General features: G+C 60.7%; 22 protein-coding genes. 19 read left to right on the top strand and 3 right to left on the bottom strand.

Features of this window, described 5'->3' with window-relative positions; translation table 11 throughout:
- The first annotated feature begins 10 nt into the window (after positions 1-10).
- Positions 11-1,093, top strand: a complete 1,083-nt coding sequence (gene ispG, locus ACTNDJ_RS05900; protein WP_441083436.1) for a flavodoxin-dependent (E)-4-hydroxy-3-methylbut-2-enyl-diphosphate synthase — start codon at positions 11-13, stop codon at positions 1,091-1,093.
- Positions 1,094-1,105: 12 nt separating this feature from the next.
- Complete coding sequence (locus tag ACTNDJ_RS05895; RefSeq protein ID WP_441083447.1) at positions 1,106-2,815, top strand: proline--tRNA ligase; 1,710 nt, start codon at positions 1,106-1,108, stop codon at positions 2,813-2,815.
- 173 nt (positions 2,816-2,988) lie between these two features.
- On the opposite strand, the gene ACTNDJ_RS05890 is transcribed toward ACTNDJ_RS05895, so the two are convergent.
- Positions 2,989-3,753, bottom strand: coding sequence for an aminoglycoside phosphotransferase family protein (locus ACTNDJ_RS05890; RefSeq protein ID WP_154516259.1), 765 nt, complete (start codon positions 3,751-3,753; stop codon positions 2,989-2,991).
- 87 nt (positions 3,754-3,840) lie between these two features.
- Positions 3,841-6,489: a bifunctional acetaldehyde-CoA/alcohol dehydrogenase gene (gene adhE, locus ACTNDJ_RS05885; protein WP_441063824.1), complete on the bottom strand. Its 2,649-nt coding sequence runs from the start codon at positions 6,487-6,489 to the stop codon at positions 3,841-3,843.
- 233 nt (positions 6,490-6,722) lie between these two features.
- Between adhE and ACTNDJ_RS05880 the strand changes: the two genes are divergently transcribed.
- Complete coding sequence (locus ACTNDJ_RS05880; RefSeq protein ID WP_441063825.1) at positions 6,723-7,166, top strand: hypothetical protein; 444 nt, start codon at positions 6,723-6,725, stop codon at positions 7,164-7,166.
- Positions 7,167-7,395: 229 nt separating this feature from the next.
- On the opposite strand, the gene rpmB is transcribed toward ACTNDJ_RS05880, so the two are convergent.
- Entirely contained in the window at positions 7,396-7,584 is a 189-nt protein-coding gene (gene rpmB, locus ACTNDJ_RS05875) for a 50S ribosomal protein L28 (protein ID WP_022094725.1), read from the bottom strand.
- Positions 7,585-8,034: 450 nt separating this feature from the next.
- On the opposite strand from rpmB, the gene pyrR reads away from it, so the two are divergent.
- From pyrR to dusB, 16 genes are all read left to right on the top strand, one after another.
- On the top strand, positions 8,035-8,619 hold the full coding sequence (gene pyrR, locus ACTNDJ_RS05870) for a bifunctional pyr operon transcriptional regulator/uracil phosphoribosyltransferase PyrR (RefSeq protein WP_138374176.1): 585 nt from the start codon (positions 8,035-8,037) through the stop codon (positions 8,617-8,619).
- A 4-nt stretch (positions 8,620-8,623) separates the two neighbouring features.
- Positions 8,624-9,568 (top strand): aspartate carbamoyltransferase catalytic subunit, encoded by a 945-nt coding sequence (locus ACTNDJ_RS05865; RefSeq protein ID WP_035138537.1) that lies wholly within the window; start codon positions 8,624-8,626, stop codon positions 9,566-9,568.
- Complete coding sequence (locus ACTNDJ_RS05860; protein WP_154516264.1) at positions 9,552-10,841, top strand: dihydroorotase; 1,290 nt, start codon at positions 9,552-9,554, stop codon at positions 10,839-10,841. Before ACTNDJ_RS05865 ends, ACTNDJ_RS05860 begins: the two co-directional genes overlap by 17 nt.
- A 116-nt stretch (positions 10,842-10,957) precedes the next feature.
- The gene (locus ACTNDJ_RS05855) at positions 10,958-11,725 is read left to right on the top strand and encodes a dihydroorotate dehydrogenase electron transfer subunit (protein WP_154516544.1); all 768 of its coding nucleotides are present in this window, start codon (positions 10,958-10,960) and stop codon (positions 11,723-11,725) included.
- Between the two features lie 14 nt (positions 11,726-11,739).
- Positions 11,740-12,648 (top strand): dihydroorotate dehydrogenase, encoded by a 909-nt coding sequence (locus ACTNDJ_RS05850; protein ID WP_427717595.1) that lies wholly within the window; start codon positions 11,740-11,742, stop codon positions 12,646-12,648.
- A complete protein-coding gene (pyrF, locus tag ACTNDJ_RS05845) occupies positions 12,642-13,358 on the top strand; it encodes an orotidine-5'-phosphate decarboxylase (protein ID WP_427747926.1) in 717 nt (238 codons plus the stop codon). Before ACTNDJ_RS05850 ends, pyrF begins: the two co-directional genes overlap by 7 nt.
- 240 nt (positions 13,359-13,598) lie before the next feature.
- Positions 13,599-13,907, top strand: coding sequence for an integration host factor, actinobacterial type (gene mihF, locus ACTNDJ_RS05840; RefSeq protein WP_006236130.1), 309 nt, complete (start codon positions 13,599-13,601; stop codon positions 13,905-13,907).
- Positions 13,908-14,477 (top strand): guanylate kinase, encoded by a 570-nt coding sequence (gene gmk / locus ACTNDJ_RS05835; RefSeq protein WP_427794783.1) that lies wholly within the window; start codon positions 13,908-13,910, stop codon positions 14,475-14,477.
- A gap of 5 nt (positions 14,478-14,482) precedes the next feature.
- Positions 14,483-14,764 (top strand): DNA-directed RNA polymerase subunit omega, encoded by a 282-nt coding sequence (locus ACTNDJ_RS05830; protein ID WP_370450597.1) that lies wholly within the window; start codon positions 14,483-14,485, stop codon positions 14,762-14,764.
- On the top strand, positions 14,765-16,009 hold the full coding sequence (thiI, locus tag ACTNDJ_RS05825; protein ID WP_441083435.1) for a tRNA uracil 4-sulfurtransferase ThiI: 1,245 nt from the start codon (positions 14,765-14,767) through the stop codon (positions 16,007-16,009).
- A gap of 214 nt (positions 16,010-16,223) precedes the next feature.
- A complete protein-coding gene (locus ACTNDJ_RS05820) occupies positions 16,224-16,934 on the top strand; it encodes a helix-hairpin-helix domain-containing protein (protein ID WP_441063827.1) in 711 nt (236 codons plus the stop codon).
- Positions 16,935-17,203: 269 nt separating this feature from the next.
- Entirely contained in the window at positions 17,204-19,234 is a 2,031-nt protein-coding gene (locus tag ACTNDJ_RS05815; RefSeq protein ID WP_441063829.1) for a DNA internalization-related competence protein ComEC/Rec2, read from the top strand.
- 78 nt (positions 19,235-19,312) lie between these two features.
- Entirely contained in the window at positions 19,313-20,275 is a 963-nt protein-coding gene (holA, locus tag ACTNDJ_RS05810; protein ID WP_427747932.1) for a DNA polymerase III subunit delta, read from the top strand.
- Positions 20,276-20,408: 133 nt separating this feature from the next.
- Positions 20,409-20,675, top strand: coding sequence for a 30S ribosomal protein S20 (gene rpsT / locus ACTNDJ_RS05805; RefSeq protein ID WP_022094714.1), 267 nt, complete (start codon positions 20,409-20,411; stop codon positions 20,673-20,675).
- A gap of 96 nt (positions 20,676-20,771) precedes the next feature.
- Positions 20,772-22,583, top strand: coding sequence for a translation elongation factor 4 (gene lepA / locus ACTNDJ_RS05800; RefSeq protein WP_154516289.1), 1,812 nt, complete (start codon positions 20,772-20,774; stop codon positions 22,581-22,583).
- Positions 22,584-22,587: 4 nt separating this feature from the next.
- Entirely contained in the window at positions 22,588-23,631 is a 1,044-nt protein-coding gene (gene dusB / locus ACTNDJ_RS05795; RefSeq protein WP_427717514.1) for a tRNA dihydrouridine synthase DusB, read from the top strand.
- Position 23,632 lies beyond the last annotated feature (1 nt).

Genomic DNA, 23,632 nt, shown 5'->3' with positions numbered 1-23,632 from the left:
AGTGTTTGGATTGTCTTTATCCCATCCTTTGCCTCGCGAGTTGACGCGCCCCGTGCATGTGGGCGGCGTGCAGATCGGTGGAGGCGCGCCGGTGGCGGTCCAATCCATGACCTGCACCGATACCGCTGATACCCAGGCAACGCTTGCGCAAGTGTGCGCGTTGGCGCAGGCTGGCTGCGATATCGTGCGCGTGAGCGTGCCCACCGAGGCCGCGCTTGAGGGTTTCCGCACCATCTGTGCCGAGTCTCCGGTGCCGATCGTTGCCGACATCCACTTTAACCATAAGCTCGCCATTGGTGCCGTTGAGGCCGGTGCTGCCAAGCTGCGCATCAATCCCGGCAATATCGGCGATTGGGCCAAGGTTGACGCGGTAATCGATGCTGCGGGTGCCGCGGGCTGTGCGATTCGTATCGGCGTCAATGCTGGTTCGCTTGAGCAGGATATCGCTGAGCGCGACGACCTCACGCAGCCCGAAAAGCTCGTGATGTCGAGCGAACGTTTTGTCAAGCATTTTGAAGACCGCGGCTTTACGAACATTGTGCTATCGGCTAAGGCCCATAGCGTGCAAACGACGCTCGACACCTATCGTGCCCTGTCGCGTGAGATTCCCCACGTTCCGCTCCACCTGGGCGTTACCGAGGCGGGCACCAAGCTGCAGGGCACCATCAAGAGCTCGGTGGGCCTTGGCATCCTGCTGTCCGAGGGAATCGGTGACACCATGCGCGTTTCGCTCACGGCCGATCCGGTTGAGGAGCCGCCGGTCGCCTGGGGAATTTTGCAGTCGCTGGGCCTGCGTCGCCGCGGCCCCGAGATTGTCTCGTGCCCCACGTGCGCCCGCTGTCAGGTTAACCTGATCGCAATCGCCGAGGAAGTAACCGAGCGGCTTAAGAACTATGCCGCGCCGCTTTCGATTGCCGTCATGGGATGTGCCGTCAATGGCCCCGGTGAGGCCTCTGATGCCGACCTGGGCGTTGCCTGCGGACGTGGTCAGGGCCTGCTCTTTTCGCACGGCCAGATCATTGGTAAAGTAGCGGAGGACCAAATTGTCGACGCGCTTATGGCCGAGGTCGACAAGCTTATTGAGGAGAAATAAATGACCCGAGCAATGTATATGTCTAAGCTGTATGCTCCGACGCTCAAAGAGGATCCGGCCGACGCTGAGCTTGCGAGCCATCGCCTGCTGCTCCGTGCCGGTATGATCCGCAAGGAGGCCGCCGGTCTCTATTCCTATCTGCCGCTCGCGTGGCGCTCGATTCGCAAGATTGAGAACATCGTGCGCGACGAGATGGACGCCGCCGGCGCCCAGGAGCTCATGATGCCCATCATGGTCGATGCCGAGCTGTGGCGTGAGTCCGGCCGTATCGATGCCTATGGCAAGGAGCTCGTGCGCTTTGATGACCGCCACGGCCGCGAGTTCGTGCTGGGCCCCACGCACGAGGAGACCGTGACTGCCCTGGTGCGCAACGAGCTGCGTTCATACAAGCAACTGCCGGTGAATCTCTATCACATCCAGGACAAGTTCCGCGACGAGTTCCGTCCCCGCTTTGGCCTGATGCGCGGTCGCGAGTTCATCATGAAAGACGCCTACAGCTTTTCTGCCACGCAGGAGAGCCTGCAGGAGGAGTACGACAAGATGAAGCAGGCCTACGCCAATATCTGCGAGCGCTGCTACATTAAGGCCCTGCCCGTTGTCGCCGATTCCGGCGAGATCGGTGGCGACACTTCCGTCGAGTTCATGGCGCTGGCAGAGGCCGGCGAGGCTTCGCTGGTCTACTGCGACGATTGTGGCTTTGCTGCCGATGACGAGGCGGCAAGCACCAAGGTCGTTGTGACCGAGGGCCCCGGCGACGGCACACTCACTAAGGTCGAGACTCCGGGTATGGGCACCATCGAGGCCGTCGCCAAGTTCTTCGGCTTCCCCGAGAACGGTACACGCAAGTCGCTGGCTCTCATCGACGCCGAGGGCAAGCCGGTTGTGGCCATCGTTCCGGGCGATCATGAGCTCAACGACTGCAAGGCCGAGCATGTCTTTGGCAAGGGCTATCGCATGATGACCGACGAGGAGCTCCAGACCTACGGTCTGCATAAGGGCTTTATCGGACCGGTTAACCTGCCCGAGGGCATTCGTCTGGTCTGCGACGAGAGCCTGCGCGAGTCCAAGCAGTGGGCCTGCGGTGCCAACGAAGTCGACTATCACTTTACCGGTGCCTGCCCCGAGCGCGACTTTACCGTCGACGAGTGGGCCGACCTGGTTACCGTCGTTGCCGGCGACCCTTGCCCGCACTGCGGCAAGCCGCTCTCCGCTGCTCGCGGCATCGAGGTTTCCCAGGTCTTCCAGCTGGGCACCAAGTACTCCGAGGCCATGGGTGCCACCTTTATGGACGAGGACGGCAAGGAGAAGCCGCTTATCATGGGTTGCTACGGCGTGGGCGTGTCCCGCTCGCTCGCTGCCGTCGTGGAGCAGCACAACGACGAGCACGGTATCGTTTGGCCGGTCTCTGTTGCCCCGTACGAGGTTGCGGTGATTCCGCTCGACCCCAAGAAGGAGGAGTGCGCTACCGTTTGCGATCAAATCGTCGAGGGTCTGTGCGCCGAGGGTATCGAGGTTGTCGTTGACGACCGTGACGAGCGTCCCGGCTTTAAGTTTGCCGACAACGACCTTATGGGCTTCCCTTATCAGGTGGTGCTCGGCAAGCGCGGCCTTAAGAACGGCACCGTCGAGCTCAAGGATCGTGCCACGGGCGAGCGCGAGGACGTGGCGATCGATGAGGTTGTCGCCAAGGTCGCTGAGCTTGTGAAAGCAGCACGCCGTTAATCGAGCCCGCTGCGTTTAGTGCACTTGTTAAGCGGCCCTGCGTCTCTCGAGGTAGAGATGCAGGGCCGCTTTTGCGTCTAAGGGACATTCGTTGCTAAAAGGAAAACCCCGCAGCCCATGCGAGCTGTGGGGTTTTCCTTTGTGCCTCCGATGCGAAATTAATCGCTCAGATATTACTGATAATCGACGACGTCGATCCAGTTCTTCAGGAACTCATCGTTCACGTTGCGCTTACGAGCGAGCTCGGAAGCGGCGACGATGCTCGTCCACTGACGCACGACCTGCATGGGCATGTCGGCGCGATCGCAGTAGAGCTCCAGGTAGGCCTCGGCCTGGTCCTTGCTGTTGAGGGCAAAGAGCAGGTAGGTGGTGGCAACGTCGGCAGCAGGGGAGCCCTGGGTGGCGTGTGCCCAGTCGCAGACGTACAGCTGGCCGTCGTCGCCAACGATGACGTTGGAGGGGTTGAAGTCGCCGTGGCAGACCTTGAACTCCTTGGTCATGCCGTCCAGACGCTCCTGAAGGTTGTAACGCGTGGTGGCATTGAGCTGATCGAGGCTGTCGATCATGCGGGCGAACTTGTCGCGCTGACGGTTGAGCAGCGGGGAGGTGTAGCCGTGGATCTCGATCTGGAGGTCGACGAACATCTCGAGGTACTCACCAAAGCGCTGGGGCTCGGCAGTCATCTTCTCGGCAAGGGTGGTGCCCGGAACCTTCTCGGTCACGAGCGCCCAGCCGTTGGCGTTCTCGAGCTGAGAAACCTCGAGAGCCTTGGGGCTGCGGATGCCGCACTCATTGATGCGGGCAAGATTCAAAGCCTCGTTGAACACGTCGGAGACGGGCTTGGTCTCGTTAAAGACCTTGACGATCTTGTCGCCCAGGTCGTAAACGACTTTGTTGCCGCGACGGACGAGCTCGGTCTTGGATTCGGGGAGCAGCATGATTGCATCCTTTCAACGATGCGATAGAAGCAGCGGCGGGGGCGTGCGTGCGCCCGTTCACCCCCGCCGAAATAACCGTGCTAAAAACTAGCAGACGGCGTAGTCCTGGGGCTCGCGGCCATAGTAGGCGTCCAGGTAGAGCTCCTTGATCTCGCTCATGAGCGGGTAGCGCGGGTTAGCGCCGGTGCACTGGTCGTTGAATGCCTGCTCGGTCATCTCGTCGAGGGTGTCGAGGAAGTACTGCTCGTCAACACCGTAGTCGGCGATGGTCTTCTTGACACCGATGAAGTCCTTGAGCTCCTCGAGCTTCGTGATGAAGTTCTCGAAGATCTCCTTGTCGTCCTTGCCCTCGATACCGCAGTACTTGGCCATCTCGGCGTAGTTGTGCAGCGCGTTGGGGTAAGGATACTGGGAGAACGTGCCCATCTTGACGGGGGCCTCGGCGGCGTTGTAGCGCATGACGCGAGTCAGGATGATGGCGTTGGCGATGCCGTGGGGCAGGTGATGGAAGGCACCGAGCTTGTGGGCCATGGAGTGGTTGAGGCCCAGGAAGGCGTTGGCGAAGGCCATACCGGCCATGCAGGAGGCGTTGTGCATCTCCTCGCGGGCATGCGGGTCCTTGGCGCCGTTTTCGAAGCTGGAGGGCAGGTTCTCGAAGACGAGCTTGGCAGCGCGCTCGGAGAGGCCCTTGGTGTAGTCGGAGGCCATGATGGAGACATAGGACTCGATGGCGTGGGTCATGACGTCGATGCCGGAGGCGGCGGTCAGGCCGCGCGGGGCGGTCATGCAGTTGTCGGCGTCAACGATAGCCATGTTGGGGAGCAGCGCGTAGTCGGCGAGCGGCCACTTGATGCCGGTCTCCTTGTCGGTGATGATGGCGAAGGGCGTGCACTCGGAACCGGTGCCCGAAGAGGTCGGGACGGCGACGAAGTAGGCCTTCTTGCCCATCTCGGGGAAGGTGAAGATACGCTTGCGGATGTCCATGAAGTCCATGGCCATGTCCTCAAACTTGCACTCGGGGTGCTCGTACATCATCCACATGATCTTGCCGGCGTCCATAGCGGAGCCACCGCCAACGGCGATGATGACGTCCGGCTCAAAGAGAGCCATCTGCTTGGCGCCGCGACGTGCGCACTGCAGCGACGGATCGGGCTCGACGTCGTAGAAGCAGTCGTGGGCGATGCCCATCTCGTCGAGCTTGGCCTCGATGGCGCGGGTGTTGCCATTCTTGAAGAGGAACTGGTCGGTGACGATAAAGGCGCGCTTCTTGCCCATGACGCTGCCCAGCTCGTCGAGAGCGACGGGCGTGGAACCCTTCTTGAAGTAGACCTTCTCGGGAGCGCGGAACCACAGCATGTTCTCACGGCGCTCGGCCACAGTCTTAACGTTGATCAAGTGCTTCACCCCAACGTTCTCGGAGACGGAGTTGCCGCCCCAGGAGCCGCAGCCCAGGGTCAGAGACGGCTTCATGCCAAAGTTGTACAGGTCACCGATGCCGCCGTGCGAGGACGGGGTGTTGATGACGATACGGCAGGCCTTCATGACATGCTCGAACAGGCTGATCTTATCGGCCTGGGCGGGATGCACGTACAGAGAGGCGGTGTGGCCCGGGCCACCGGCGAGTACCAGGTGCTCGGCCTTGTCGACGGCCTCCTGGAAGTCCTTGGCGTGATACATGGCCAGGACAGGGGAGAGCTTCTCGTGGGAGAACTCCTCCTTGGCGGGGTCGGTGGAGGTGACCTCGGCGATCAGGATCTTGGTCTTGGCGGGAACCTCGATACCGGCGAGCTCGGCGATCTTGGCGGCAGCCATGCCGGGGATGCGGTGATCGAGAGCGCCGTTCTTGAACATGGCGCCGCGCAGGGCCTCCATCTCGGCACCCTGCTTGACGAAGTAGCAGCCGCGCTTCTGGAATTCGGCCTTAACCTGGTCATAGATGGTGTCGATGACGGTCACGGACTGCTCGGAAGCGCAGATCATGCCGTTGTCGAAGGTCTTGGAGTGGATGATGGAGTTGACGGCGAGCAGCACGTCGGCGGTGTCGTCGATGACGACCGGGGTGTTACCGGCGCCAACGCCCAGGGCGGGCTTGCCCGAGGAGTAGGCGGCCTTGACCATGCCCGGGCCACCGGTGGCGAGGATGATGTCGACATCGCGCATGACCATGTTGGTCAGCTCGATGGAGGGGACATCGACCCAGCCGATGATGCCCTCGGGGGCGCCGGCCTTGACGGCGGCGTCAAGCACGAGCTTGGCGGCGGCGATGGTGCACTTGGCGGCAGCCGGGTGCGGGGAGATGATGATGGCGTTGCGGGTCTTCAGGCTGATCAGCGTCTTGAAGATCGCGGTGGAGGTGGGGTTGGTCGTCGGGATGACGGCGCCCACGATGCCGATGGGCTCAGCGATCTTGGTGATGCCGTAGGCCTCGTCGCGCTCAATGACACCACAGGTCTTGGTGTTCTTGTAAGCGTTGTAGATGTACTCTGCGGCGTAGTGGTTCTTGATGACCTTGTCCTCAAGAACGCCGCGACCGGTCTCCTCGATGGCCATCTTCGCCAGCGGGATACGAGCCTTGTTGGCGGCCATGGCGGCCTCGTAGAAGATCTTGTCGACCTGCTCCTGCGTGTACGTAGCAAAAAGCGCCTGGGCCTCTCGCATCTGAGCGAGCTTAGCCTCAAGCGCCTCTACGTTGTCCACAATTGCGGGAGTAGTGTTTTCCGGTGACTTTTTCACCATTTGTGTCTCCTTGCGATCGGAGATTTACCCTACGTGTTGCATGATAGCAAGAAATTATTCGGCGAACGGTAAGATTCCCGTAAAAGGCACACTAAAACGCTTCAATCTACTGAAGCGTTTTAATTTAAAATATCAGCCTGGCATCGGCCCGCTCATTGGGGACAGACTTATATGAGTGCTTTCACTCATTTGGGACAGACATCGTTTTGCCATTTCGCTGTTCTGGACCTGTTATGGCGGTGCAGCTGCTCGATTATATCCATCTCAATCCTGTGAAAGGTTCGCTCGACTCACTCGAGGCGTACCGATGGTCAAGCTTCAAGGCATATCAGCTGGGCTACGATCCCTTTGACATTTGTGATGCGGCCCCTATGCTCGATATTGTCGGAGGCTCCCGTTGCTATTGCGAACATCTCAAGGAAGCTGCCGGGCGCATCTGGTCGGTGGAGGTTCTTCCACGCCGTCGGATCCCCGATGAGGAGGCCCTTTCCGTTGCGCGCGAAGTCCTGCCGAGCATAGATCCTACGCTGCTTAAGGCCCTGCCACGCCCCGAACGCGATGCCTGCCTGCTGAGGCTCAGGCAGGCACATCTCACGGTCAAGCAAATTGCCCGTATCACCGGTATCGGCGCTACAAGTGTGACCAAGGCCACTGCGGGCTGGAAGGAAGCTGCGTGAGGCAGGGGCCGGAGCTAGTCGGGGCGCCGCAGACACGCATCATGTCTGTCCCCAATGAGTGAAAACACCCATGTAAGTCTGTCCCCAATGAGTGAAAACACCCATGTAAGTCTGTCCCCAATGAGTGCAAAAAGGCGCCCTCCACAAGAGAGGACGCCTTTGGTAAGTTCTATGTGAACGCGAGGTCTTTGACCCGGAGAGTCCGAGGTACTTGTTGGTAAGACCTTATTTAGGAGCGCGCAACCTTGCCAGACTTAAGGCAGGTGGAGCAAACGTTCATCTTGCGACGGTGACCATCGACGACGACGTAGACACGCTGGATGTTGGGGCGGAACTTACGGTTGGTGACGCGGTGAGAGTGGCTGATGGAGCGACCGGCAACGGGGTGCTTACCGCAAACTTCGCAAACTTTGGACATAACTGACCCTCCTTGGGCGACAAACGAACATGTCGCGTTAACAAACAAGCCTGAACTATAGCACAGAAGCAGCTCCCTGTGCGTAATCTACACAGAGATATTTCTCTTATGGCGATAGTGCCCACGCTACGGCCCTGGACGTAGATCCGATTTGCGTGTAGCAGAGGGGATTATGCCAGCTCGCATCGACGTTTTCAAGCTTGTCCCGCAAATATATATAGGTTTATGGAGCGTTGAGTCCGTTTGCGGATTGCTCCGTATTAATGCTCGCAATTAAGCTCGGGGTTGGCTACACTATCCCTTGACCATTAAAGGGGTACGAGATACCCACATGGATTTATATTGCTGCCATAGAGCAGTCCTTCCTGTGGGTGTCTGGTCCGCTTTGAGCGGTCGGGCATCTATTTTTTTGACTGTATCAGCAGTCAAGACATGTGAGGAAGGAGATCGATGGGCACGACTTCCCCCAAGGCGGTCATCATGGACGAGACCGCCGTCAACCGAGCGATGACCCGCATCGCGCACGAGATTCTCGAGCGCAACGAGGGCTGTGAAGACCTCGCTCTGGTCGGCATCGTCACGCGCGGCGACCTTCTGGCAAAGAAGCTCGCCGAGGCGATCAAGGAGATCGAGGGTGTTGACGTCCCGCTCGGCAGCCTGGACATCAGCTTCTATCGCGATGACTATGCGACTAACTTCGCTCCCGCGATCCACGCTACCAACATTCCCTTCAGCGTCGACGGCAAGCGCGTCGTTTTGGTTGACGACATCCTGTACACGGGTCGCACCATCCGCGCCGCTCTGGACGCCGTTATGGACCTGGGCCGTCCGAGCCGCATCGAGCTGGCAGTTCTCGTTGACCGCGGCCACCGCGAGCTCCCTATCTCGCCGGACTTTGTCGGCAAGAACGTTCCCTCGTCGCACGAGGAGAACGTGCACCTATATATGAAGGAAGTCGACGGCCGTACCGCTGTCGAGATCAACGACGTCGCGCCGGGTTCCCACGTGGGCTCCGCGCCGCTGGGAGGTGAGTAGTACCGTGGCGTTCAATCATAAGCACCTGATCGACATTACCGAGTACTCCGAAGAGGACATCAAGCTCATCCTCGAGACCGCCAAGGCGTTCTCCGAGGTCAACGAGCGTGCCATCAAGAAGGTCCCCACGCTCAAGGGCAAGACTATCGTCAATATGTTCAACGAGCCCTCGACGCGTACCCGCAGCTCCTTCGAGCTTGCCGAGAAGCGTCTTTCGGCCGACAGCCTCAACTTTGGCGGCTCCTCGACCTCCACGGTCAAGGGCGAGAGCCTCGTCGATACCGTCGAGACGCTCAACGCCTACAAGATCGACTGCATCGTCGTGCGCGACAAACATGCCGGTGCTCCCTACATCGTCACGCAGAATTCGCCCGCGAGTGTTATCTGCGCCGGTGACGGTAAGCACAATCACCCCACGCAGGCCCTGCTTGACCTGTACACCATCTGGGAGCACAAGGGTGACTTCCACGGTCTGAAAGTCGCCGTCGTCGGCGACATCGCCCACTCCCGTGTTTGCGGCTCGCTGATCCCCGCGTTGAAGATCATGGGCTGCGAGACCTACGCCGTCGCCCCCGGCACGCTGCTGCCGCCGGCGCCCGAGGTTCTGGGCTGCGACCACGTGACGAGCGACCTCGATTCCGTCCTGCCCGAGCTGGACGTCGTTTACATGCTGCGCGTACAGCAGGAGCGCCTCGAGGGTGCCCCGTTCCCGACCATTCGCGAGTACCACAAGCTCTTCGGCCTGACCAAGGACCGTGAGAAGCTCATGAAGCCCGACGCGATCATTTGCCACCCGGGCCCCATCAACCGTGGCGTCGAGTTCGACTCCTATATGGCCGACCACCCGCAACGCTCCGTCATCCTGGAGCAGGTCTACGCCGGCATCTGCGTGCGTATGGCTATCCTGTATCTGCTGCTTGGAGGTGCCGATAATGGCCTTGCTTCTTAAGAATGCCCACGTCGTCGATCCGTCCGTCGAGCTTGACGGGGTCGTTGATGTCCTGATCGACGGCGACAAGATCGCCGAGGTCGGCGAGAACCTCGCCGCCGAGGGAGCCGAGGTCCGCGACCTTTCCGGTAAGTACCTTGTCCCTGGCCTGGTGGACATGCACGTCCACCTGCGCGAGCCCGGCTACGAGGTCAAAGAGGACATCGAGAGCGGCACCCGCGCAGCTGCCAAGGGCGGCTTCACTGGCGTGTGCGCCATGCCCAACACCGACCCCGTTACCGATAACGGTACCGTTGTTGAGTTCGTCAAGTCGCGCGCTGCCGAGGTCGGCCACTGCCGCGTCTATCCTTCCGGCGCCATGACCCGCGGTCTTAAGGGCGAGGCTATGTCCGAGATGGGCGATATGGTCGCCCACGGCGCCGTCGCCTTCACCGACGACGGTCGCGGCGTGCAGGGTGCAGGCATGCTCCGTCGCTGCATGGACTACGGCAAGATGTTCGGCAAGGTCTTCATGAGCCATTGCCAGGACGAGGACCTGGTCGGCCACGGCCAGATCAACGAGGGCAAGGTTTCGACTCGTCTGGCCCTCGAGGGCTGGCCGGCTGCCGGCGAGGAGCTCCAGATCGCCCGCGACATCGAGATCGCCAAACTGACCGGTGCCAAGCTGCACATCCAGCACATCTCCACCGCCCATGGCCTGGAGCTCGTGCGTGCCGGCAAGGCCGCTGGCGTTCAGGTTACCTGCGAGGCCACTCCGCATCACATGTTCCTGACCGAGAACGACCTGGACGAGACCTACAACACCTCGCTCAAGGTTAACCCGCCGCTGCGTACCGACGAGGATGCCGAGGCCATCCGCCAGGGTGTCATCGACGGCACCGTCGACGTCATCGTCACCGATCACGCTCCCCACACGCCGTGGGAGAAAGCCCGTGAGTTCGAGCTCGCGCCCTTTGGCATGATCGGCCTCGAGACCTCGCTGTCGCTCGTGCTCACCGAGCTGGTCAACACGGGCAAGATGGGTATGGGCCGCATGGTCGAGCTCATGGCTATTAAGCCGCGTGAGATCCTGGGCCTCGACCAGGTTCAGGTCAAGGCGGGCTCTGTTGCCGACCTGACCGTCTTCGACGCGTCTGTCACCTGGACGGTCGGCGAGGACGGTTACGAGTCGCGCGCCGAGAACTCCGGTTTTGCCGGCCGCACGCTCACCGGTCGTGCCACCGATGTGTTTGTCGGCGGTAAACAGACGCTTGCCGACGGCTGCATCTGCTAGCATAGCCTTATCGCTTTTGCGCGCGGTGCCCTTGCGGTGCCGCGCTTTCTGTTCGTTTGGTCCATGCAACTGCATGGGGGATTGGAGCGTCTATGCCCACACCTTCCACTGCACGCATGCACGACTTCGAGGTCGTCTCGAACCAGGAGATCGCCGACGGCATCTTCTCGCTCGTTATTTCGGCCCCCAAGCTTGCAAGTGCGCTCAAGCCCGGTCAGTTTGTGAACATCGCCGTGCCCGGCGATGCCTCTTCGCTGCTTCGCGTGCCCTTGAGCTTCTATCGCTCTGACGCCGAGGCCGGTACCGTCGAGCTGTGGTACGCCGTCGTGGGCGACGACACCCGTCGTCTGTCGCAAATGGGCCCCGGCTCCAAGTCCAACCTGTTGGGCCCTGGCGGCCGCGGCTGGCTGGTACCCGAGGGCACCAGGAAGGCGCTGCTCGTGGCGGGCGGCATCGGTGTTCCGCCCGTGCTGTGCCTCGCTGGCATGCTTGCCGAGCAGGGCGTGGCCGTTGACGTGTGCCTGGGTTTTGGCACCGCGTCCAAGGTCGTGGGCGTCGATGAGTTCCGCGCGCTGGGAGCCACGGTCAACGTGTGCACCGACGACGGCTCGTTGGGTACGCACGGCTTATGCACCGATCCTGCCGCTGAGCTGCTCGGCAAGGGCGGTTACGACTACGTCGCCAGCTGTGGTCCCGCCGTTATGATGAAGAAAGTCGCCGCCGCTGCCGCCGAGGCCGGCGCGTACTGCGAGGTGTCGCTCGAGCGCATGATGAGCTGCGGCTTTGGTGCCTGCAACACCTGCAATGTCGAGACGGTCGACGGTATGAAGGGCGCCTGCATGTGCGGCCCCGTGTTTGATGCTTCCAAGGTGGTGGTCTTCTAGTGGGTACCGTGAACATGTCCGTCGATTTCGGCGGCGTCAAGATGCAGAACCCCATCAACACCGCAGCCGGTACCTTTGGCTACGGTTGGCAGTTCCAGAACTTCTTTGATGTCTCCCAGCTGGGTGCCATCACCACCAAGGGTTGCGCTGCCGAGCCCTGGCCCGGCAATCCTGCACCCCGCATGGCCGAGATCCCCGGCGGCATGATCAATTCCGTGGGCCTGCAGAACCCCGGTGTGGCCGCTTTCGCCCGCGAGTCCGGTCCGTGGCTCGAGCAGCTCTCCAAGGACGGTTGCCAGGTCATCTGCCAGGTTGCCGGTCACTCCGTTGATGAGTTCGTGCGCGCGCTCGAGATGTATGTCGAGCTGTGCCCCTGGGCTGCCGGCTATGAGATCAACGTGAGCTGCCCCAACATTGCCGCCGGCGGTGCCGCCATGGGCTCCACGCCCGAGGGCGCCTCTTCCGTTATGGCTGCCTGCCGCAAGGTGACCGATAAGCCGCTGTTCGTTAAGATGGCTCCGGTCAACGTCGCCGAGATCGCCCGCGCCCTCGAGGCTGCCGGCGCCGATGGCCTTTCGGTCATCAACTCCATCCAGGGCATGGCCATTGACGTGCACACCCGCAAGTCCCGTGTGGCCAAGCCCAAGGGCGGCCTTTCGGGCCCGCTGTGCCACCACATCGCCGTGCGCATGGTCTGGGAGGTCGCCCAGGCCGTCGATATCCCCATCAACGGTGTCGGCGGTGTCATGACCGGCGAGGATGCGGCCGAGTTTATCCTGGCCGGCGCCACCTGCGTGTCGGTCGGCATGGCCAACTTCGTCGACCCGTGTGCTTCGCTTAAGATCGCGCACGAGCTCGAGGCCTGGGCGGAGTCCCAGGGCGTAAAGGACATCAACGAGCTGGTAGGTGCGTTCGAATGCTAGAGACCGATGCCCGCGACCGTGTTATCGTCGCCCTCGACTGCGACCGTGAGCGCGCACTCGAGCTCGCCCATGAGCTTTCGGGCCATGCCGCCTGGCTCAAGGTGGGCATGACGCTCTATTACGCCGAGGGTCCCGAGATCGTCAAGACGTTCAAGGATTTGGGCTTTAAGGTCTTCCTCGACCTCAAGTTCCATGACATTCCGCATCAGGTGCGCGGTGCCGCTCGCTCGGCCTCGCTTGCCGGTGCCGACCTGCTCTCGGTCCACGGCTTGGGTTCGGGCGCCATGCTCGCTGCCTGCCGCGAGGGTGCCGAGGAGGCGCGCGAGGACCGCGCCAAGCTCGTCGCCATCACCGTGCTTACGAGCATGAATCAGGATGCGCTGGCGGAGATCGGCGTCGAGTCGCCCGTGGCCGAGGAGGCCGCTCGCCTGGCAAAGCTCGCTCAGGCCAACGGCATCGACGGTATCGTGTGCTCGCCGATGGAGGCTCACGACATGCGTGAGCTGCTCGGCCCCGACGCGCTGATCGTGACTCCGGGTGTGCGTCCGGTGGGTGCCGCCCTGGGCGATCAATCCCGTGTGGCGACACCTTCCCAGGCTATCGAGCGCGGTGCGAGCCACATCGTGGTGGGCCGTCCTATTACCGGCTCCGACGATCCGGTTGCGGCCTTTGACGCCATCGTCGCCGAGCTGGTCGAAAACGTCGCGTAAAAGATTCCCTCAAGTCACCACTTTTGGGTCTTATTAGCACAAATTAGCCCTTGTGCCTGCGAAAACTTTCCCATCCTTTGTGTGGAATCACAGGTCAGGGGCTCAACTTTGACCTCCGTATATTGCACTTTTCGCAGGTATCGTCTAACCTATGGAGCCGTCGATTGGGCATTTAGTGCGTTTGACGTGCTAAAATGCCAATTATTGCATCAGATATAACCCAACTATTTGGAGGTTCGAATGGCACTCCCTCAGCTTACCGACGAGCAGCGTAAGCAGGCTCTTGAGAAGGCTGCCGCCGCACGTCACGCCCGCGCTGAGCTTCGCGAGCAGATCAAGAAGGGCGAGAAGTCTCTCGAGTCCGTGCTCAACTCCGATGACCCCATCGCTTCCCGCATGAAGGTTTCCACCCTCATTGAGTCTCTGCCCGGTTATGGCAAGGCCAAGGCCGCCAAGATCATGGAGGAGCTCGGCATCTCCGCTACCCGTCGCGTCCAGGGCCTCGGCGTCCGTCAGCGCGAGCAGCTCCTCGAGCAGCTGACCAAATAAGTGAGCGCTCAGGATTCAAAGCTCTTTGTGATTTCTGGACCGTCAGGTGCAGGCAAGGGGACGCTCGTCAGTCGTGTGCGCGAGCGCCGCTCGAACCTGGGCCTGACGGTTTCGGCTACCACGCGAGCGCCACGTAAAGGTGAGGTCGACGGCGTCAACTACTTTTTCCTGACGCGCGAGGAGTTCGACCGCCGCGTGGCAAACGGTGAGTTTGTTGAGTGGGCCGAGGTCCACGGTAACTGCTACGGTACGTTGGTGAGCGAGGTCGCATCCAAGCTCGCCTCTGGCTCGTCTCTGATTTTGGAGATTGATGTCCAGGGTGCCCTGCAGGTCAAGGAGCGTTTCCCCGAGGCCGTGTTGATCTTTATCAAGCCGCCTTCGCTTGAGGTGTTACGCGATCGCCTGGTCGGTCGCGGTACCGAGACGCCCGAGACGATCGAGCTGCGCATGGCAAACGCCGCCGATGAACTTGCCCTTGCCGACCGCTACGACGACGTCGTGGTGAATGACGATCTCGACCGCGCGACCGATGAGCTCGTTCGCGTTCTCGATATGCATGAAAGGATCTGAGGTCCGTGTCCGTTGTAAAGCCTTGTATTGACGATCTTCTGGAGAAGACCGATCACAACCGCTTCCTGCTCGCCTCGCTTGCCTCCAAGCGCGCCTGCGACATTAACAGCATGCTGCGCGGCCAGCACAACCGCGTGCTTGCCGTTCAGGATGTCGATGACATTACCATTGGCCTCTCCGGCGCCGATACCATCTCGATGGCTATGGACGAGATTGTCGACGGCGATATCTCCTACGACGAGGCTCGTTACAAGAAGGCGCTCGGTCACAAGGTTGCTGAAGCCTAAATGGCAGCTCGCGTCTGCCTGGTCCACTATCACGAGGTTGGACTGAAGGGCAAGAACCGCGCACATTTTGAGCATATCCTCATGGATAACATCAAGGCGGCCTTGGCCGCCTTTTCCGTGAATGCCGTGTCTCGAATTTCCGGTTATATCCTCGTGACCTTTAACGAGCATCAGGCCGACGAGGCGGCGCGTGTCATTCGCACCGTCCCCGGCGTTGCCCGCGTGTCCCTGGCATATCACACCAACCGCGACCCGCAGGAGTACTGCGCCGCCGCCGTGAAGGCGCTGCACGAGTTTGGTCCCTTCGATTCGTTTAAGGTGCATGCCAAACGCTCTAACACCGACTACGAGCTCACCTCGATTGATATCAATCGTCAGGTTGGCGAGGTACTGTGCGAGGCCTTCCCCGATAAAAAGGTCCAGATGCACGACCCCGACGCGATGGTGCACGTACTGGTGGTCCAGGGTAGCGTTTACGTGTATGCGCGCTCCGAGCGCGGCGTGGGCGGTCTGCCGGTGGGTTCCGCCGGCAAGGTTGTGACGCTCCTGTCGTCGGGCATCGATTCTCCGGTGGCGACCTGGATGCTCGCGCGTCGCGGCGCGGTGTGCGTGCCGGTACATTTCTCCGGTCGTCCGCAGACACCCGATACGAGCGAGTATTTGGTGCGGGACATTATCCGTGCGCTTGCGCCGGGCGTCCAGATCGGCCGCCTGTACGTGGTGCCGTTTGGCGATTGCCAGCGTGAGATTTCCGTGGCCTGCCCCAGCAACCTGCGCGTGATCATGTACCGCCGCATTATGTATTCGGTTGCCGAGCGCATTGCGCATATCGAGGGCGCCAAGGCTATCGTGACCGGTGAATCGCTCGGTCAGGTTGCCTCCCAGACGCTCGAGAACATTATGGCCGTCAACGAGGCCGTCAAGATCCCCGTGTTCCGCCCGCTGATCGGTTCGGACAAGCAGGAGATCATCGCGCGTGCCGAGGAAATCGGTACCTTCGATATCTCGACCGAGGCTGCTCCCGATTGCTGCACGCTCTTTATGCCGCGCCGCCCCGAGACGCACGCAAAACTCGATGCCGTGCATGAGGCGTGGGAGCTGTTCGATCACGAGGAGATGATTGAGCGCTTGCTCAAACAGACCGAGTACATCGACTTCGAGAGCAACACGTACAAGGCCCCTAAGACCTTAAAACGTAAACATCCTCAGCTTGCTCCACGTGAGATTTACCAAGATCACGAATAATGTTGTGTATAGACCGGCAGTGCATTTGCATCGTCGGTCTTAATCTACCTGGGCATTAGGCGATAAACGGTTCATTTGTCGACGTGTATCTGAATAAATGGACACTATCCTGCAAGGTTTTGGTCAGCTTTTGGTTTGACTTCGATAACCGGTGTGGGCGTGCGGAGGCTACGGCGCTTGTTTCCTGACACGATGGTGTTGGGAGGTGTTTGCTATGGCGCAACGCGAGCAACACGAACGGGTTAAACGGATGGACCGCTGGGCAGAAAAGCTGCTCGGCCATAAGGCGATGGTCGTGGCGATTCTGATTGTCATTGCCGCCGCGAGCGGCTTGGCGATGGCAAGTTTTGGTAGCCGCTCCAGCGGCGTGTCGTTTGAGCGTGGTGATGAGGCGGGCGCCTCGGATGTGCGCGGGGCCGGGGATGGGTTACCTGGTGATGCCGATGAGTCGTCTGCCAAGAGTTCTTCTGCTACTGAGGTGTACGTCGATGTCGATGGCGCCGTTGCGAGGCCTGGCGTGTACCGGCTCAAAGACGGAGCGCGGGTGTCCCAAGCGATCGATGCCGCCGGAGGGCTCACGGCTGAGGCGGATGTGACAGGGCTTAACCGTGCGTCCAAGATCACAGATGGTCAAAAGATCTATGTTCCGATGGTGGGGGAGCAACAAGCGGCTGCGGCGGTCGGCGGGGTCGATAGCGGTGCTGCCATGACTGCTGGTGCGGGGTCTTCGTCGGGGCTTGTGAATATCAATACGGCAAGTGCGGCGGAACTGCAGACGCTTTCGGGCATCGGGCCTTCTACGGCCCAGTCGATTATCGATGAGCGGACTCAAAACGGGGCCTTTGCCTCGGTCGATGACCTCATGCGCGTATCGGGGATCGGTGAGAAAAAGCTCGCCAAAATTAAAGATTGCATCTGCGTATGAGTGTGTCCGAGTGCGAGCATGTGATGCCGCCGCGGCCCCTGATGCCGTGGACGATGGCCCTTTGTTCTGGCTTGTGTGCGAGCTGCGGCCTGGTGCTTAACGTGGCAGCCGATTTGCTGCTGGGAGAGCGGGCAGCGCCCGTCACATTGCTTATGGCCATTCCCGTTGCGGCTGTCGCGTGCATCGTATTGGCTCGGTTTTGTATGCGTCTTGTGAGGTGGAGGCGATGGCTGTATGCCGCGTCCCTCGGCCTCCTTGCGGGAGCGGTCGTGTCCGCGGGTTGGGCGATAGGGGCGCTGCGTGCTTCGACGGCACTGGATAATCGAGCTGCGAGCAGTCTCGAGTTTGTTGTACAGGGTGACCCATCCATCAATGACGGGACGTACTCCTATACCTGTGATTCATATGCGGGTGGAAAGCGCTTGGGCGAGATACGGCTGTCGTGTGATCGTGAGCTCGGTGCCGGTTCGCATGTGCATGCTGTCGGTCGAATTTCGCGTTTTGAGAATGATGCGTATGGGCGCTCACGCGTGCTTCGGGGCGAGCTTCGAAAAGTTAAGGTCATCCGGTTGGTATCGGTTGACGAGGGCTTTCCGGGGCTGTTGCCTTGGCTGCGAAACGAGCTCCTTGCCGTTATCGCGCCCGAGACCGATCCGGCGCGCTCGCTCATTGCCGGCGTTGTCTGCGGACGCTCCTCCGAGCTGCGTGCTCAGCCGGCGGGCGATTTGTTTTCGGTAACGGGCACCGCACATCTTATCGCCGTCTCGGGCAGCCATCTTGCCATCGTTGGGTTTGTGATTGAGAGCGCCCTGCAAAAGACTCGCCTCTCTCGTGGGCTGCAGAGAGGGCTGTTGGTGCTGGCCCTTGCTGCCTATGCCGTCTTTACGGGCGCTTCGCCCTCGGCCGTGCGCGCGTGCTGTATGGTGGCGGTGACGCTTGTCGTCAACGGCGCCGGACGTCGTCGGCATGGCCTTTCGGCTCTATTTTTGACCATGACAATCTTTATGTTGCTGCGGCCGACAGTATTGTTCGAGATGGGTTTTCAGCTATCGTGCGCCAGTGTTTTTGCCATCCTTTGTTTTTGCCCCTACGCTACCTACGCCTTGGGCGAGCTGGGCGTGCCATCGGGGGTTGCCAGTATTTTGTCCGTCACGCTGTGCTCACAGATCGCGACACTTCCCGTAACCATTCCCGCATTTGGGATGTTTTCGCTCATTGCCCCGCTTGCAAATGCCGTGATCGGTCCGGTGATAAGCGTGCTGCTCGCATCTTCGGTTGTGCTGGTGCCTTGCTCGCTTGTGCCGCTCTTGCGCCACGGGGCGCTTGTGGTGCCCATGGCTATCGCTCGCTGTGCCCTGTTCTTTGAGCAGCTCTTTGCTGCCGTTCCGGGCGCATCCGTAAGCGTTCCGCCCGATACGCCCTTGGTATACGTGGTGCCTTTTTCGCTGGTGGTCCTCTTGGTCTTGTGGCCACGCCCCCGCGCGCGGCCCATGGCAGTGGGGCTGCTGTGTTTGATGCTTGTAGCGGGCGTTCCGTATGTCTATTGGGATCGATGTGCGCCGCCTTCGGTGACAGTCCTTGATGTTGGCCAGGCCGATGCGATTCTGGTTCGTCAGGGTGGCGCCGTGGCGCTCGTCGACTGTGGGCTCGACGCGCGCGTGGTGTCGGCGTTGGTTCGCAATAACGTCCACCATATCGACGCCGTCTTCGTGACGCATTGGGATGAAGACCATTGGGGCGGTCTTCCCGACGTACTCGATCGGTTTTCGGTGGGAACCATTGCGGTTGCGGCGGATGCGCTGGGCAGCGCGCCTGCTGAGGTTCTGAATCGCCCAGGCGTCACGTATCGGCAGGTGGCTCGCGGAGACACAGTCGATATCGGCGCATTTCGGGCTCGTGTGATGTGGCCGTTTGATACGGTTGACGGTGAGGGCAATGAGGACTCGCTTGTCTTGCTGCTCTCCTATGCTCAGGAAGGCAAAAGCCTGCGTATGCTCCTCACTGGTGATGCCGAGCTCGATCAGGAGCGCGAGTTTGTACAGGAGGTGGGTGATATCGATGTGCTCAAGCTGGGCCATCACGGCTCAAAAGATTCTGTCGATACAGACCTGCTGGAAACCCTTAAGCCCGAGCTCTCTATTGCGAGCGCGGGCGAGGGCAACCGCTACGGCCATCCATCCGATGCCTGCATCGATGCCGTTAGCGATGCGGGCGGCGCGTTCGCATGCACTATCGAGAGAGGCGACATTACCGTCTCGCCGACTGCGGCCGGTTTTGCCATGCGATGTCAGCGACCGTGATGCTGCCGTTGGCGCGGGACCAACCCGTGGGATAGAATGGCACGGTACGAACAGGAGAGCCTGCGGGAGGGGAGCGCGATGTCTGAAACCGGTCTGCTGCCGGCATATCTGATTGTCGGTACCGACGGAGTCAAGCGCGACCACGCCGTCTCGCGTATGAAAGCACGTCTGGAAAAGTCGGGTATGGTCGAGTTCAACCTCGACGAGCGCGACATGACCAAGGACCCCGATATCGAGTCCATTATCGGATCGCTCAACACTTTTCCCATGGGCAGCGAGTTTCGCTTGGTAATCCTTGACGGCTGCTCAAAGCTCGCCAAGGCGGTCTCGGAGCCGCTTGTCGAGTATTTAGCGAGTCCAAGCCCCACAACGGTCTGTCTCATCATCGCCGACTCGCTTGCCAAGAACACGCGCCTGTATAAGGCGATCGCCAAGATCGACAAGAAGGCCGTGATCGATTGCTCCGGCACCAAGCGCTGGGAGCTACCGCGCCGCGTGCAGCAGATGGCGACGCAGCACGGCAAGTCGATCTCGACGGCGGCCGCCGAGGAACTCGTCTCGCGTTCGGGTGAAAACACTCGCATGCTCGATAACGACTTGGCCAAGCTTGCCCAGATGGTCGATGCGCCGCAAATTGAGCTTGCCGATGTGGAACGCTGGATCGTGCGCACGGCCGAAGTTCAGCCTTGGGATTTTCTCAACGCGGTCTCGGCTCGTGATATGCGCCGCTCGCTTGAGCTCTTTGGGCTGCTACCCGCCAAGAGCTATGTGTGGACCTACACGCTGCTGTGCGGACGCATTCGCGAGCTTATCGTCGCCAAGGCGCTCGATGCGCGTGGGCAGGGTCGCGAGCTTGCCGCGACGCTCAAGCTTCAACCCTGGCAGGTTAAGAATCACCTGACCTGGGCACGCCGCTTTTCGATGGCGGAGCTCGTCGCGGCGCTCGAGGGCGCGGTCGATGTTGAGCTCGCTCTTAAGGGTTCGGCCGATTCTCAGAACGCGCTTTTGCTCTGGATTACGAACATCTTGAGAAAATCGTGATGATACCTGTCTATTTGACAAATTCGTTCTATCCCTTTGAGGGGGAGCGTGCTATAGTAGGCGCTTGCATGACCTCACCGTGTCTCAGAGGTGTCATACATTTTTTGCAAGGAACTCGAAAGGAACTCCAGAAGTGGCAAACATCAAGTCTCAGAAGAAGCGTATCCGCACCAATGAGGCAGCTCGCATGCGTAACAAGGCTGTCAAGTCCGAGCTCAAGACGCTGACCAAGCACGTCCAGTCCGCCGTCGCCGAGGGCGACGCCGAGAAGGCCCAGGCTGCCCTCAAGACCGTCACCAAGCGTCTCGACATGGCTGCCGCCAAGCATGTTATCCACAAGAACCAGGCTTCCAACCGCAAGTCCGGTCTTGCCAAGCTCGTGAACAGCATCAACGCCTAAGTTGTAAATTTCACACCACACAGATTACGCGCATAAATGGAGCCTGTTTTATGGAACAGGCTCCATTTTTTGTATCGCTCGGGTAAGATAGTCCGCATGAATACTTCAATTGACATTTCCCACATCCGCAACTTCTCGATCGTTGCGCACATCGACCATGGCAAGTCCACGATCAGTGATCGCATCCTCGAGCTCACCCATACCGTCGACGAGCGCGACATGGAATCGCAGCTGCTCGACACCATGGATATCGAGCGCGAGCGCGGCATCACGATCAAGTCCAATGCCGTTCGCGTTTCCTATGACGCCGACGATGGCGAGACGTATCAGTTCAACCTGATCGATACGCCGGGCCACGTGGACTTCACCTACGAGGTCTCGCGTTCGCTTGCCGCTTGCGAGGGTGCGGTGCTCGTCGTCGACGCCACGCAGGGCGTCGAGGCGCAGACCGTCTCCAACGCGACGCTCGCCATGAACGCCAACCTGGATATCGTGCCCGCTATCAACAAGATCGACCTGCCGTCGGCACACCCCGACGAGGTTAAGACCGAGATCGAGGATGACCTGGCGATTCCAGCCGACGATGCCGTATGCGTATCGGGCAAGACCGGCGAGGGCATCCATGATCTGCTGGAGTCCATCGTCTTTTTGATCTCACCGCCCAAGGGCGATGCGACGGCGCCGCTCAAGGCGCTCATCCTGGATTCGTATTTTGACGAGTACCGCGGCGTCGTTGCCACGGTCCGCGTCTTTGACGGCTCCATCAAGAAGGGCGATACCCTGCGCATGATGCAGGCCGAGGGCGACTTTTTGGTCGATGGCGTGGGCGTCAAGCGTCCCGCCGAGACTCCGGTCGACGCGCTGACGGTCGGTGAGGTGGGCTACGTGGTCACGGGCCTGAAGGACCCTGAGGCCGTTCGCGTGGGCGATACCCTCACGTGGGCGTCGAATCCCTGCCCTGAGCCGCTTCCCGGTTACCGTGAGGCCAAGCCCATGGTCTACACGGGCTTGTTCCCGATCGACAACAAGGATTATGAGAACCTGCGCGACGCTCTCGATAAGCTGCATGTCAACGACCCGTCGTTGGTGTGGGAGCCCGAGACCTCGGTGGCGCTCGGCTTTGGCTTCCGCGTTGGCTTCTTGGGCCTGCTGCATATGGAGGTCGTCAAGGAGCGCCTGGAGCGCGAGTTCAACCTGGACCTCATCGCCACGAGCCCTTCGGTGGACTACCACGTCTACAAGACCGACGGCGAGATGATTGATGTCCGCAGCCCGCAGGATCTGCCCGAGGCTACGCGCATCGAGCGCATTGAGGAGCCCTACCTCAAGGCCAAGATTATCTGCCCGCCCGAGTATACGGGAGCCGTCATGCAGCTCGCTATCGAGCACCGCGGCATTACGACCGACATGATCCACCTCACGAGCAAATCGGTCGAGATGCGCTTCGACATGCCGCTCGCCGAACTCATCCTGGACTTCTTTGACCAGCTCAAGAGCCGCACCAAGGGCTATGCGTCGCTCGATTATGAGTTCAACGAGTATCGTCCCTCCGAGCTCGTCAAGCTCGATATCCTGCTTTCGGGCGACGAGGTGGACGCGCTTTCGTTTATCGTGCACAAGGACAAGGCCTATGGGCTGGCCCGCGGGTTGTGCGACAAGCTTAAGGAAATTATTCCGCGCCAGCTGTTCGAGGTGCCCATTCAGGGTGCCATCGGCAACAAGATCATTGCCCGCTCGACCGTCAAGGCGCGCCGCAAGGACGTTTTGGCCAAGTGCTATGGCGGCGATATCTCGCGTAAGCGCAAGCTGCTCGAGAAGCAGAAAGAGGGCAAGAAGCGCATGAAGGCCATCGGTTCGGTCGAGGTCCCGCAAGAGGCCTTTATGGCGATCCTCAAGGTGGACGAGTAGTTCCATGGCGCTTTCTGAATACAGTACGCGGCTGCTGGGTGCCTATGCCGAGCAGCCGTTCCTTATGGCTCCCATGGCCGGCGTGACCGATCCCGCCTATCGCATCATGTGCCGCCGCCGCGGCGCCAATCTTGCCTATAGCGAGATGGTGAGCGTGGCGGGCCTTGCCTATGCCAGCAATAAGACGTGGCGCTTGGTGCTGCCGGCAGACGAGGAGCGGCAGATCTGCGTACAGCTCTTTGGCTCCAAGCCCGATCAATTTGCGAGCGCCGTCGCTGCCGTCGAGGAGCGTGTGGGCGATCGCCTGTCGCTGATCGATATCAACATGGCCTGCCCGGCTCGCAAGGTCGTCACCAAAGGCGAGGGCTCGGCGCTCATGCGCACGCCCGAGCTGGCCGAAAAGATCGTCGAGGCGGCGGTGGGCGCGGCGCACGTGCCCGTGACCGTTAAGATCCGCAAAGGCTTTTACGCCGAAGATCGCAATGCCGCGACGTTTGCCCAGATGCTCGAGGGGGCGGGCGCCGCTGCTGTGGCGGTGCATGGTCGCTGTGCCACGCAGCTCTATACGGGTCAGGCCGATTGGTCGGTCGTCGATGAGGTGGCCGATGCCGTCGAGATTCCCGTTATCGGTTCGGGCGACGTGTTCTCGGCCGAGGATGCCGCGGAGCATCTGCGCAACTCGGGTGCCAGCGCGGTGTTTATCGCACGCGGTATCTACGGTAATCCCTGGGTCTTTGGTGATGCTCGCGCCCTTGCGCTCAATGGCGTACCGGTGCCGGTGCGCAGCTCTGTCGAGCGCCTGGACGCCCTGCGCGAGCATCTCACGCTGACGCATGAGCTTCTGCCGCTCATGTCACGTGCCCGTACGTATGCAAGCTGGTATCTAAAGGGCATGCCCCATGCTGCAGCCTGGCGCGCCCAGGTGGTGCGTTGCTCCACATATGAGGAGTTCATGGCATTGGTCGATGATATCGAGCGCGATGTGGTGGCCTGCGAGGCCGCACTTGCCGCTGGCGAGTCGGTGCCCGCCCATCCGCTGGAGGCCTAAC

It is taken from the genome of Collinsella sp. HCP3S3_D1 (genome assembly GCF_052064015.1).
In the GTDB taxonomy this organism is placed as follows: Bacteria; Actinomycetota; Coriobacteriia; order Coriobacteriales; family Coriobacteriaceae; genus Collinsella.
The sequence above is the reverse complement of the archived record's forward strand: the minus strand, read 5'-3'. Positions and strand labels throughout refer to the sequence as shown.

What these genes read in the sequence shown, in the direction of transcription:
- ACTNDJ_RS05895 (WP_441083447.1), top strand. Translation starts at nt 1,106, where the DNA reads ATGTATATGTCTAAGCTGTATGCTCCGACGCTCAAAGAGGATCCGGCC.
- ACTNDJ_RS05890 (WP_154516259.1), bottom strand. Translation starts at nt 3,753, where the DNA reads ATGCTGCTCCCCGAATCCAAGACCGAGCTCGTCCGTCGCGGCAACAAA.
- adhE (WP_441063824.1), bottom strand. Translation starts at nt 6,489, where the DNA reads ATGGTGAAAAAGTCACCGGAAAACACTACTCCCGCAATTGTGGACAAC.
- ACTNDJ_RS05880 (WP_441063825.1), top strand. Translation starts at nt 6,723, where the DNA reads ATGGCGGTGCAGCTGCTCGATTATATCCATCTCAATCCTGTGAAAGGT.
- rpmB (WP_022094725.1), bottom strand. Translation starts at nt 7,584, where the DNA reads ATGTCCAAAGTTTGCGAAGTTTGCGGTAAGCACCCCGTTGCCGGTCGC.
- pyrR (WP_138374176.1), top strand. Translation starts at nt 8,035, where the DNA reads ATGGGCACGACTTCCCCCAAGGCGGTCATCATGGACGAGACCGCCGTC.
- ACTNDJ_RS05860 (WP_154516264.1), top strand. Translation starts at nt 9,552, where the DNA reads ATGGCCTTGCTTCTTAAGAATGCCCACGTCGTCGATCCGTCCGTCGAG.
- ACTNDJ_RS05855 (WP_154516544.1), top strand. Translation starts at nt 10,958, where the DNA reads ATGCACGACTTCGAGGTCGTCTCGAACCAGGAGATCGCCGACGGCATC.
- ACTNDJ_RS05850 (WP_427717595.1), top strand. Translation starts at nt 11,740, where the DNA reads ATGTCCGTCGATTTCGGCGGCGTCAAGATGCAGAACCCCATCAACACC.
- pyrF (WP_427747926.1), top strand. Translation starts at nt 12,642, where the DNA reads ATGCTAGAGACCGATGCCCGCGACCGTGTTATCGTCGCCCTCGACTGC.
- mihF (WP_006236130.1), top strand. Translation starts at nt 13,599, where the DNA reads ATGGCACTCCCTCAGCTTACCGACGAGCAGCGTAAGCAGGCTCTTGAG.
- thiI (WP_441083435.1), top strand. Translation starts at nt 14,765, where the DNA reads ATGGCAGCTCGCGTCTGCCTGGTCCACTATCACGAGGTTGGACTGAAG.
- ACTNDJ_RS05820 (WP_441063827.1), top strand. Translation starts at nt 16,224, where the DNA reads ATGGCGCAACGCGAGCAACACGAACGGGTTAAACGGATGGACCGCTGG.
- holA (WP_427747932.1), top strand. Translation starts at nt 19,313, where the DNA reads ATGTCTGAAACCGGTCTGCTGCCGGCATATCTGATTGTCGGTACCGAC.
- lepA (WP_154516289.1), top strand. Translation starts at nt 20,772, where the DNA reads ATGAATACTTCAATTGACATTTCCCACATCCGCAACTTCTCGATCGTT.
- dusB (WP_427717514.1), top strand. Translation starts at nt 22,588, where the DNA reads ATGGCGCTTTCTGAATACAGTACGCGGCTGCTGGGTGCCTATGCCGAG.